This is a genomic window from Borreliella japonica (assembly GCF_900099615.1).
GTDB lineage: Bacteria > Spirochaetota > Spirochaetia > Borreliales > Borreliaceae > Borreliella > Borreliella japonica.
Window position 1 is genome coordinate 264,749 of the sequence record NZ_FMTE01000002.1, and the last position, 12,274, is coordinate 277,022.

Genomic DNA, 12,274 nt, shown 5'->3' on the forward strand with positions numbered 1-12,274 from the left:
AAATAAAACTACTCCCTCACTAAGATACTATCAATAAGACCATATTTAAGAGCATCGCTTGAAGTCATAAAATAATCTCTTTCCATATCAAGAGCCAGTTTTTCTTTATCAACCCCTATCTGATTAGACATAATATCTATTATTAATTTTTTAAGTCTTAAAATTTCATTAGCTTGTATATTAATATCGCTAGCTTGACCACTTATTCCACCCCAAGGCTGGTGAATCATTATTCTAGAATAAGTTAAAGATTCTCTTTTACCCTTGGCACCACCAGCAAGCAAAAAAGCTCCCATTGAAGCAGCTTGCCCAATGCAAATTGTCCTTACATCAGGTTTTATATATTGCATAGTATCATAAATCGCAAGACCTGCAGTGATACTTCCTCCTGGAGAATTCAAATAAAGATAAATATCTTTATTTGAATCTTCTGATTCTAAAAACAAAAGTTGGGCAATCACAGTATCTGCCTTAGGATCATTAATCTCGCCGCTCAAAAATATTATACGCTCTCTAAGCAATCTTGAATATATATCAAATACTCTCTCATAATTTCCCGTATGCTCTATCACGGTGGGTATTAAATTATGCATAAATTCCATTTTTCTTACTCACAAACTTTATAATCAACAAAATCTTTAAAAGAAATTTGCTTACCTTTTACTTCCTTAAGATTTGCTAAAATTCTTTTCTTAGCTCTTTTCCTTTTGATATCATCCTTTAAATAAGAAATCAAATTTTGACCTTCATAAAATTTTTTAATCTCCTCGTAACTTACACCCGAATTTTCAGACTGTCTGGCCATTTCATCTTCAAGGTCATTCGCAGTAACTTCAATTGGATCTAAATCTACCATTTTCTGAATTATCAACTTAGATTTCAAATTGCTAAGAATTTCATCTTTTAAATTATCATTACCAGCATAACCTGAAGAATAAAACATACCTTTAAACTCTTCAAAACTCATTTTATTTTGCTTTTTAGTGTCCTTAAAAGCAATTTCAATTTCAGCCTCAATCATTGAATGAGGAATATCTATTTCTAATTTTTCAGAAATAGTAGAAAAAAATTTATTTAGCTTTAAAGTTTCTTTTTTTTCTTCAATAAGGTTTAAAATATTAGATCTTATAAAATTTTTAAGATCATCTAGTGTATTATATTTGTCACTAATATCTTTTGCAAACTCATCATCTATCAAAGGAAGGTCTCTTTTTTTAATACTCTTAATCTTAATCTTCAATTTTCTTGAAGAACCCGCAAGTTCTTCAAATTTGTAATCCATAATATAAGATTTTTCTATAACTATCTCTTCATTTATTCTCATACCAATTAAATCTCTGTCAAAATCATAATAAGTCTCAGATTCTCCAACTGTAAAAACAAAGTCTTGTCTTCTTGTTGATACTATCTCATTTAAAAGATCATCAAGTTCAACAAAATCCACTCTAACAATGCTATCTTTTTTAACAACCCCTTCCTCATCTTCAATAATAATTGAATTTTCCATCTGAAGGTACTTAATCTCATTATCAATATCAGAATCATTAATAAAAACTTCAGGAACTTCCACCTTAATATCAATATCATTAACATTTGGAATTTCAAATTCAGGATAAGTCTCATATACAAAAGTAAATTCAAAATCTTCATCAAGATTTAATCTTAGATTTTTTTCCTTTATAATAGGGGAAGTATAACTTAAAGGCCTTTTAGGCTCTTCTTTAAAAAATTCTTTAAGAGTATCATTAACTACTTCTTCTAAAACAGTAGCTCTTAACCCTTCAGAATACTTATTTTCAATGATACTAATAGGAACTTTTCCAATTCTAAAACCCTGAATCTTAAGTCGGGAAGAATAATCCTTTAACAATAAGTTATATTTTTCCTGAATAACATTTTTTGAAACTCTAATGACAACCTCAACTTTTGAACCTGGAAGAAGCTTAATATCTTTACTCAAAATCACTGTTAATGCCTCAACTAAACCTTATTGACAATTATTAAAAAGCGAAAGACGGGATTTGAACCCGCGACTTCCACCTTGGCAAGGTGACACTCTACCCCTGAGTTACTTTCGCACTTTTACAGAAGGTGGGAGTCGAACCCACACGCCAAAAGCACTAGATCCTAAGTCTAGCGTGTCTGCCAATTCCACCACTCCTGCATACTTCATACTCAAACTAGTATACAAAAACTTAAGAGCTTTTGCAAGTATGCCCAATCTACCAAATAAATAATATTTTCGCACTCAGCAGGATTCGAACCTGCAACCTTTGGATTCGAAGTCCACTGCTCTATCCAATTGAGCTATGAATGCAGTTAAAAAGAAAATTGATTAAAGGGTGATTGACGGGGCTTGAACCCGCGACATTCGGAACCACAACCCGACGCTCTACCAACTGAGCTACAACCACCAATAACAACTATAATATTTTATAGATATTTAATTTCTAAGTCAATAAAAAATAAGAATAACACAAGTTATATGACTTTTATTAAGAAATTTATATTAAAACATTAAATTTCTTAAAACTAAACTTTTTTAAAACCTTTCTAAACTTCTTTTTAAAAAATCATAAACTCTAATAGCTGAAGAAATATCTACTCTTTCTCTAGTAGTATGAGGCGATTCAATCCAAGGCCCAAGAGTAACAGATTCTATACCCCCTAACTTAGAAGATATTATACCTGTTTCAAGCCCTGCATGTATTAAAGAAACATTAGCATCTTTAAGATACATCTCTTTATATACGCCTTTAAGATGTTTTAAAAGATTGCTATTCTTATCAGACTTCCAAGAAGGATAGTCATAAATTATACGCAAATTAGCCCCTGATAAATCGCCTATTGATTGCAACTGATTAAAAACATACTCCTTGTCTGAATCCAATAAAGATCTTATTAAAAAAGTAAAAATATAGTCGCTTTGCGTTTTAAAAAGGCTTGAAAAATTTAAAGAAGTCTTGATAAGCTTATTTTCATAATTTTCTACTTTTTGAACTCCGTGTAAAAATCCCATTCCCATATTTAAAAGCTTGCTTTTGCTATTTTCATCAAGAACTTTAACTGATGAAAATTCCCTTTTATTAACAATAATGTCAAATTCATTTTCAAGAGAATATATACTTTTAACTTTAAATGTGAAAAGTTTAAGCTCTTTATTCAATAAATCATAATCACTATCATCAATAAAGATTAAAGCCCTGGATTCATTTGGAATTGCATTACTGCTATCCCCACCAAAAATACTTTCAATCTCAAAATCAATATTCGCTTTAATTTCAAAAAGAGCAAAAAACATTAATTTTAAAGAATTTGCCAAATCTAAATGAATATCTGCTCCAGAATGGCCACCTTTAAGTCCTTTAAACAAAATTTCTACTTTTATTTTTTTTGTTGCAAGACTATAATTAGGGGAAAAAACAATCTCAACAAGTCTTGATCCTGCACAACCAACTAAAAAATAACCTTCTTCCTCTCCATCAAGATTAATAAGGCTTTTGCCACTACACAACTTAGGATCAAGACCAAGAGCACCTATTAAGCCTATTTCTTCATCAACGGTAAAAAGAAGTTCTAAGTCCGGATGAGAAAAACTATTAGCCTCACTCATAATGCTTAACATCATGGCTACTCCAATCCCATTATCAGCTCCTAGCGTAGTCCCTACTCCTTTAAGATACCCATCCTCTTCAATAATTTCAATTGGATCTGTTTCAAAATTATGTAAACTGGAATCATTTTTTTCACAAACCATATCAACATGAGATTGTAAAATAACAGGATGCATATCAATGCTACTATTAGATTTTATCTGCACCACAATATTACCAACACTATCTTCTTTAAAAGAATAACCAAATTTTTTAGATCTCTCCTTAATAAAATTAATAATTCCTTTAACATTTTTTGAACATCTTGGAATTTTTGATATCTCTTTAAAAGAATCAATTACAATACTCATAATCACTTTCCTTTGATTATATTAAAAAATCTAAACACCCTTAGACTTAATTAGAATTAATCATATAATATACTAAATCAATCTTAAAATTCATTCAATAAATTCAATAATGTTCATCAAGCTTTATTTTCAACAAAATCTGCATAATAATTAAAGTTTAAAAATTCTTTGGGAATTTCTGAAATAAATCTTGAAGGCATCTGCTCAAAAATTTGTCTATCTTTTTTCCGCTTATTGGCCATGGTAATAATAAGAAAATCTCTTGCACGAGTTAATGCGACATAAAAAACTCGCCTCTCTTCTTCCAAGCCTAGCTCACTATCTTCAATGATTCTATGATGGGGAATAATATTGTCTTCAACAGCAATAAAAAATACATAATCAAATTCCAAACCTTTAGCAGAATGCACTGTCATTAAATTAATATTAATATTTTCAGATTCCTTGCTCACTTCGTTAGATTGAAGAACTATATAGTTTAAAAAACTGCTTAAATCTCTCAATTCACCAAATTGTTTGGACTCCCAATTTTTAATTATACTTAAAAACCCTTCTATATTTTGATATTTATATTCAGCCGCTTTAATTGAATTGGAATTTTCATTAACTAAAAATCCCCAATATTCAATACTTTCTATCATTTCTTTGATTACATTAGAATACTCATTTTTTGTTATACTAAATTTGTATTGATACTCTTCAATAAAAGATACAAAATCTTCTATGCTTTCAATGACATGCCTATTTAAAGCTTTATCGTAACTAGAAATGTTAGTAAAAGAAAAAGCAATATCACAAAGGGCATCATAAATACAGCAGCCTTTCTTATCTGCTATATCTCTAATTTTTTTCAAATATTCCTTGCCAATTCCCCTTCTTGGAATATTAATAATTCTAAGCAAATCATAATCACTTTTAGGATTTATTATTACATTTAAATAAGAAATAATATCTTTTATTTCTTTTCTCTGGAAAAAAGATGTTCCCCCCGAAACTTTGTATTTTATGCCCAGTCTTCTAAAAATCATTTCAACATTTTTAAAAAGAGCATTAGTTCTCATAAGAACTCCTACATTTTTAGACTGAAAACCTTCTAACCTTGAAAGCTCTATGATTTGACCTGCAACAAACTCAGACTCTTGAATTTCATCTTCAAATATAAAAAAATCTATAACTTTGCCACACATCTTTGAAGACCACAAAGTCTTTTCTTTTCTATTTTTATTATTTAAAATCACAGAATTTGCAACATCTAAAATATTTTTGGCAGAACGATAATTTTGTTCAAGCTTTATTTCTTTAACGCTGTAATCTTTTTCAAATTGCAACATGTTATTGTAACTAGCTCCACGCCAAGAATATATAGATTGATCATCATCCCCAACACAACATAAATTACTATGATTTATCAAAAGACGAATGAAATCATATTGAATCAAAGAAGTGTCCTGAAACTCATCAATCAAAACATACTTATATCTTTCAGAATACTTACTACTAATATCAGAATTATTACTCAATAATTCTTTTGGTTTTAAAATCAAATCATCAAAATCAAAAGAATTATAAAGCTTTAATCGCTCTTCATAAAGTCTAAAAATATTTACATCTTCTTCCTTTAAATCATCAAGCGTGAGAACTCCATTTTTTAAAAATGAAATAACATTACTAAGCGAGTTTAAAGACACTTTTCTATTTAAAAGACCTTCATCAAGTAAAATCTCTTTAAGAAGAGAAATTTTATCATTATCGTCATAAATGCTGAAGTTTTTTCTATATCCTAATAATTTACAATTTTCTTTTAAAAAGAAAAGTCCAAAAGCATGGAAAGTTGAGACCATAAGATTGCTAAGAGGGGTTTTTAAAATTTTTTTAATTCTATCTTTCATTTCATTAGCCGCCTTGTTGGTAAAAGTTAAGGCTAAAATTTCCTTCTGAGCAATGCCTTTTAAAAGCAAATACGCTATTCTATGAGTAACGACTCTTGTTTTTCCACTACCAGCACCAGCAATAATTAAAAGAGCGCCTTCAATAGTGGTAACTGCCTCATATTGAAATTGATTGAGAGAATTTTTAAAAAAATCATCAAGCAAGATTAAAAAACCTTTGTTCCATCTGGATATTCCACAATAACTTTAAAATTTTCAGGAAAAGCAAAAATTTTTCGTGATTTAGATTGATCAAAATCTTTAGCTAAGATTGGAATACGATACTTATTTAATGTATTAATAGCAAAATCTGAATTTTCAAGTCCCACTTTAACCGATCCCTTTGCCATAAAATTAGTTCCTCCAAAAAGCTTAGCCTTAAGATTGTTTTTATTAGCACCATTCTCTAGCATTGCATTTATTAACATAGGAATAGCATAAACCCCATATCTTCCCCTTTGAGCAGGAGATATATCAAGATCTGACCTAGCTAGGACATAATGATTCATTCCAATTAAATTACTTGATTCGTCACAAAGCACAACAGCAACACAAGAACCAAGAATTGTAGAAATAACTCTTTTATTTGAAACAAAAGCTTCACCCGGAACTATTATTGTAACATCTCGTTTCAATTTAAAATTAAAATGATTTAACATAAAATTTAATACTCTCTTAAAAAAAATTTACAAAACTCTTATAAAGACCTTGCCAAAACCCTAATTTATCTACCTTATTGCTAAACAAAGCAACATCCCCCACTTTTTCATTTTCTAAAAAAATCATAGCTCTCCCAACAGGCATATCCCCACCAAGAGGAGCAACCAACTTATCAACAGTATAACTTATATTAAGTTTATCAAATTCATCTTTAGTCAAAACACAATAAAAAGGCTCTTTGGAAAAAAGAGCTATTGTATCCACTGTACTATTATAGACTTTTTCTTTTAATTTTACCATTAAAGAAAATTTAGAATATTCGTTAAATCCATACTCAAATAAATTTTTAGCAATCAAAGCTCTCATCCTCTCTCCAGACCCATTAATTCCTCTTTCAACACCCAATACAACTGCTATTAATCTTCTCTCGCCCTTTAAAGCAGTAGCAATAATATTCAAGCCTGATTCCTTAATATATCCCGTTTTAAGACCATCTGAATAAGGATATTCATAAATCAATAAATTAGCATTTTTTTGTTTTAAGTTTAAAAATTTTGATGATGAAGCAGTTCCTAAATTTTTACTCTTTGGATAAACAAAATACTTTAAAGAATGAATATTAAGCATAAACTTAAACTTTTCTATATAAGATTTTGCAAAAAAAGCCATATCTAGTGCTGTGATTTTATTTTCATTACTATATCCAGAAGGTTCAACAAAATGCATATTAAAAAGTCCCAAATTTAAAACATTAATATTCATTAAATTAACAAAGCTATTTAAATCACCTACTACAAACTCAGCAATTGCAACAGAAGCATCATTACCCGACGAGACTGAAAGTCCCTTTAAAATCTCTTCAAAATTAACAATTTGGCCTTTTTCTAAAAACATTAAAGAAGAATTCAAGGGTGCATTATAATATGAAGCAGAATCACTAATAGGGACTATGCTTTTTAATTTTATATTTCGCTTTTCAGCTTCAATTAAAGCTGTATATATTGTAACAATCTTTGTAAGCGATGCCGGGGGAAAAACTAAATTGGGTTTCTTAGAATAAAGTATCCGCTTAGTATCAAAATCCATTAAAACTATTGATTTTGCATGCTTTGACAATTCATTAATCTCTGCTAAATTAACTGCAAAAAGATCAACATAAAGCAGGAAAAAAAATAAAAATAGGGTTAATAAAAATTTTTCAATAACACAGATACTATTCATGTTGTAATATTAAAATTATATATTATTTATTGATTGTTAATTACAATATAAATTAACAAGGAGCCATTTTTTATGAATTCTTATGATTTTGTAACAGCTTTGGTACCAATAATCCTAATAATTATTGGACTTGGCATAATAAAAAAACCCGCTTACTATGTAATACCCATATCATTAATAACCACTGTTGCTATAGTTATATTTTATAAAAATTTAGGAATAGTAAATACAGGTCTTGCAATGCTTGAAGGCGCCTTAATGGGGATATGGCCAATAGCAACTGTAATTATTGCTGCCATATTTACATACAAAATGTCAGAAGATCAAAAAGACATAGAAACCATTAAAATTCTCTTATCAAATGTATCTTCTGATAAAAGAATTACAGTCTTACTAGTAGCATGGGGATTTGGAAACTTTCTAGAAGGAGTTGCTGGATATGGAACTGCTGTTGCAATCCCTGTGTCAATATTAATAGCAATGGGATTTGAACCATTTTTTGCTTGCTTAATCTGTTTAATAATGAACACCTCATCAACCGCTTATGGATCTGTAGGAATTCCTATAATATCTTTAGCTCAAGCAACTAACTTAGATGTTAACACCGTTTCATCTGAGATTGCATTACAACTCATACTTCCAACCTTAGCAATACCTTTTGTACTAGTAATTCTTACAGAAGGGAGCATTAAAGGATTGAAAGGGATATTCCTTCTTACCCTGCTCTCAGGAATATCAATGGCAATATCTCAAGTATTCATATCAAAAACTTTAGGTCCAGAACTTCCCGCAATCCTTGGAAGCATCCTTTCTATGACAATAACAATAATTTATGCAAGGTTTTTTGAAAACAAAAACACACACAACCACCAGAGCAAAAAAATAATACCCTTATCAAAAGGAATTAGTGCTTGCTCGCCTTACATTTTAATAGTGCTATTTATTGTACTTGTATCTCCTCTTTTTAACAAAATTCACGAATACCTAAAAACTTTTCAAAGCACCATTAGCATTTATCCAGAAACAAATCCCCTACACTTTAAATGGATTACCTCTCCGGGCTTATTGATTATACTCGCAACAATAATATCCTATTCAATACGGGGAGTTCCAATATTAAAACAACTAAAAATATTTATACTAACCTTGAAAAAAATGGCATTATCTTCATTTATAATCATATGCATTGTTGCAATATCAAGATTAATGACACACAGCGGAATGATAAAAGATCTTGCTAATGGAATCTCAATAATAACGGGTAAATTTTATCCATTATTTAGCCCACTAATTGGAGCTATTGGGACATTTTTAACGGGAAGTGACACAGTTTCAAATGTTCTTTTTGGACCTTTGCAAACACAAATAGCAGAAAATATTGGAGCAAATCCTTACTGGCTAGCAGCAGCAAACACAACAGGAGCAACTGGAGGAAAAATGATTTCTCCTCAAAACATAACAATAGCAACAACAACTGCCGGATTAATTGGAAAAGAGGGCAAGCTTTTATCAAAAACAGTAACTTACGCTTTATACTACATTTTAGCAACGGGATTACTAGTTTATTTAGTATAAATTAATCGTTTAAAATAAATAAGATTAATTGACAATAAAATTAATCTTATTTATAGATTTGAATAATATAAAAATCACAAAATAATAATATGGTATTGAATTTTTACCCAATATTTTAATATTATATACATGTTATATACATGCTATTACATTGTGAGTAGTAATATGTATATAATACATATTATTAACGCATTTAATAAATAGCTAGAACTAATACAAAGTTTATAGTTACAACAGGAAGGTATAATTATGAAAAATCATATTTTATATAAATTAATTATATTTTTAACTACATCTGTAGCAATATTTGCAGCAGACGAATTAAAGGAAAAAGATGTATTTAAAATAAACCCGTGGGTACCTACATTTGGGTTTGAAAACACAAGTGAGTTCAGACTCGATATAGATGAGCTTGTTCCTGGATTTGAAAACAAAAGCAAAATTACTATTAAACTTAAACCATTTGAAGTTAATCCCGAATTAGGGAAAGACGATCCATTCTCAGCTTACATTAAAGTAGAAGATTTTGCATTAAAAGCAGAAGGCAAAAAAAATGATCAATTCAAAATTGATGTAGGAGATATAACAGCCCAAATCAATATATACGATTTTTTTATTAAAATAAGCACTATGACAGATTTTGATTTTAATAAAGAATCTTTATTTAGTTTTGCTCCTATGACTGGATTCAAAAGTACTTACTACGGATTTCCAAGCAATGACAGAATAGTAAGAGGAACGATTCTTGCAAGAGGTACTTCTAAAAATATAGGAACAATTCAAATGGGATACAAACTCCCACAACTCGACCTTACATTTGCAATAGGAGGAACAGGCACGGGTAACAGAAATCAAGAAAATGACAAAGACACTCCTTACAATAAAACCTATCAAGGAATCCTTTATGGGATTCAAGCGACATGGAAACCAATAAAAAATCTACTTGATCAAAACGAAGATACTAAATCTGTAGTTGCAGAAACACCTTTTGAATTAAGTTTTGGATTATCAGGAGCTTATGGAAATGAAACATTCAACAATTCATCAATAACATACTCTTTAAAAGACAAATCCGTAGTTGATAACGATTTGTTCAGCCCAACTTTATCAAATTCTGCAATTTTAGCATCTTTTGGAGCTCAATATAAGCTTGGATTAACAAAAATCAACAATAAAAATACCTATCTTATTTTACAAATGGGTACTGATTTCGGAATAGATCCTTTTGCGAGCGATTTTTCCGTATTTGGACACATCTCAAAAGCAGCAAATTCCAAAAAAGGAATATCCTTAGATCCTAGCAAAAAAGCCGAAGATATATTTGATCCAAATGGCAATGCTCTTAATTTTAGCAAAACTAAAGAACTAGGTATTGCATTTTCAACAGGAGCAAGCATAGGATTTGCTTGGAACAAAGATGAAGGTGAAAAAGAATCTTTGAAGGTTAAGGGAGCTGATTCCTATAATAAAATACTATTTGGAGAACAAGACAAAAAATCTGGAGTTGCATTAGGAATAAGCTATGGACAAAATCTCTACAGATCCAAAGATGAAGAAAAAAAATTGAAAACCATATCTGAAAATGCATTTCAAAGCTTAAATATTGAAATCTCAAGCTATGAAGATAGTAAAAAAGGCCTTATGAATGGACTAGGATGGATAACATCAATAGGACTTTATGATATTTTAAGACAAAAATCTGCAGAAAACTATCTTACAGCAAACTCAAGCACAAACACAAGCAATCAAGCTGGACAAAGTCCAACAAACACACAAACTATAACTCCTAATCTAACATTTGAAGACGCAATGAAATTGGGTATAGCTTTATACCTTGATTATGCAATTCCAATAGCATCCGTTTCAACAGAAGCATATGTAGTACCCTATATTGGAGCATACCTTTTAGGACCTTCTAATAAAATCTCAAGCGATGCTACAAAAATTTATTTAAAAACAGGACTCAGCCTTGAAAAACTAATAAGATTTACAACAATTTCTCTTGGATGGGATTCAAATAACATTATAGAACTTGCTAATAAAAACGCAAATAATGCTGCTATTGGAAGTGCTTTCTTGCAATTCAAAGTAGCCTACAGCGGAAGCTAACGGTAAAAGAAGGGCTTTTAGCCCTTCTTTTTTATTTTTAAAAACAAGCTAACAATTAATTACTTCATATTTCTTTCTTTGCAAATCTTTTCATAAGCATCTTGAATTTTAATAAATTTATCATTTGCATCTTTTTGCCTTACAGGATCATTTGCAAATTTATCAGGATGATATTTTATAACAAGGCTTTTATAAGCCTTTTTAACCTCATCATCACTAGCACTATAAGTCAATCCCAAAACACTATAAGGATTTACAATTTTAATATTAATATCTTTGTAAGCTTCATAACCATCAGATTCAAGCTCAAGAAAAACACCAACATAAGAAATAAATTTCTCAGCTTCTAAGTTTGTATACCCAGAAAGTCTGTTAATTTCTTTAAGAGAAGCAAAAAGCCATATAAAAAAATCTTTATGTTGAAAATAGCCAAGCTTAAGGGTATACAAAATTTTATCCGCATTATTATTCTTATTAATAGCAGAATGAAAGATAGTATACAATTCTGATTTACCACGTTCGGATAAATTCAAAGAATTAATAATAAAATTGACATAATTTAGCTGCTCTCCTGTTACAGTCCCTAAAATAGATAGTAATTTAGCCATTAATAAAAAAGAAAGTTTATAAAATTCAAACTCTCTGGATCTAGAATATGAGTAATCTCTTGTAAAGTATATTCTAAAAACACCTAATAAACTAAATAATATCAAAATAAAAGGAAATAATATAAAAAGCATCCCTATTAAAATGGGATTAAAAATAAAAACAAGAAACAATACTAAAAAAAACATTCTAATTAAGCTTGGCATTTATT

Annotated in this window: 9 protein-coding genes and 4 tRNA genes; 2 read left to right on the forward strand and 11 right to left on the reverse strand. The window is 29.7% G+C overall.

Annotation, left to right across the window (positions count from 1 at the left end; translation table 11 throughout):
* Positions 1-8 precede the first annotated feature (8 nt).
* From clpP to BLO14_RS01255, 10 genes are all read right to left on the reverse strand, one after another.
* The gene (clpP, locus tag BLO14_RS01210; RefSeq protein WP_091972293.1) at positions 9-593 is read right to left on the reverse strand and encodes an ATP-dependent Clp endopeptidase proteolytic subunit ClpP; all 585 of its coding nucleotides are present in this window, start codon (positions 591-593) and stop codon (positions 9-11) included.
* Between the two features lie 14 nt (positions 594-607).
* Complete coding sequence (tig, locus tag BLO14_RS01215) at positions 608-1,966, reverse strand: trigger factor (protein ID WP_091971928.1); 1,359 nt, start codon at positions 1,964-1,966, stop codon at positions 608-610.
* Positions 1,967-2,006: 40 nt separating this feature from the next.
* Positions 2,007-2,078 (reverse strand) — tRNA-Gly (locus tag BLO14_RS01220).
* A 5-nt stretch (positions 2,079-2,083) separates the two neighbouring features.
* A tRNA-Leu gene (locus tag BLO14_RS01225) sits at positions 2,084-2,164 on the reverse strand.
* 79 nt (positions 2,165-2,243) lie between these two features.
* Positions 2,244-2,317 (reverse strand) — tRNA-Arg (locus BLO14_RS01230).
* 24 nt (positions 2,318-2,341) lie between these two features.
* A tRNA-His gene (locus BLO14_RS01235) sits at positions 2,342-2,414 on the reverse strand.
* Between the two features lie 128 nt (positions 2,415-2,542).
* Positions 2,543-3,964 carry a beta-Ala-His dipeptidase gene (pepD, locus tag BLO14_RS01240; RefSeq protein ID WP_091971930.1) on the reverse strand — a complete coding sequence of 474 codons (1,422 nt, stop codon included), beginning with the start codon at positions 3,962-3,964 and terminating at the stop codon, positions 2,543-2,545.
* Positions 3,965-4,080: 116 nt separating this feature from the next.
* Positions 4,081-6,057, reverse strand: a complete 1,977-nt coding sequence (locus tag BLO14_RS01245) for an ATP-dependent helicase (protein ID WP_413783458.1) — start codon at positions 6,055-6,057, stop codon at positions 4,081-4,083.
* Between the two features lie 2 nt (positions 6,058-6,059).
* Complete coding sequence (gene cheD, locus BLO14_RS01250; protein WP_091971934.1) at positions 6,060-6,551, reverse strand: chemoreceptor glutamine deamidase CheD; 492 nt, start codon at positions 6,549-6,551, stop codon at positions 6,060-6,062.
* A gap of 16 nt (positions 6,552-6,567) precedes the next feature.
* Positions 6,568-7,773: a D-alanyl-D-alanine carboxypeptidase family protein gene (locus BLO14_RS01255; protein ID WP_091971936.1), complete on the reverse strand. Its 1,206-nt coding sequence runs from the start codon at positions 7,771-7,773 to the stop codon at positions 6,568-6,570.
* A gap of 72 nt (positions 7,774-7,845) precedes the next feature.
* On the opposite strand from BLO14_RS01255, the gene BLO14_RS01260 reads away from it, so the two are divergent.
* A complete protein-coding gene (locus BLO14_RS01260) occupies positions 7,846-9,348 on the forward strand; it encodes a lactate permease LctP family transporter (protein WP_091971938.1) in 1,503 nt (500 codons plus the stop codon).
* A gap of 249 nt (positions 9,349-9,597) precedes the next feature.
* Entirely contained in the window at positions 9,598-11,457 is a 1,860-nt protein-coding gene (locus tag BLO14_RS01265) for an integrin-binding adhesin P66 family protein (protein ID WP_091971940.1), read from the forward strand.
* Between the two features lie 59 nt (positions 11,458-11,516).
* Here the strand turns inward: BLO14_RS01265 and BLO14_RS01270 are convergent, their stop codons facing one another.
* Positions 11,517-12,269: a J domain-containing protein gene (locus BLO14_RS01270; protein WP_091971942.1), complete on the reverse strand. Its 753-nt coding sequence runs from the start codon at positions 12,267-12,269 to the stop codon at positions 11,517-11,519.
* Positions 12,270-12,274: the final 5 nt, after the last annotated feature.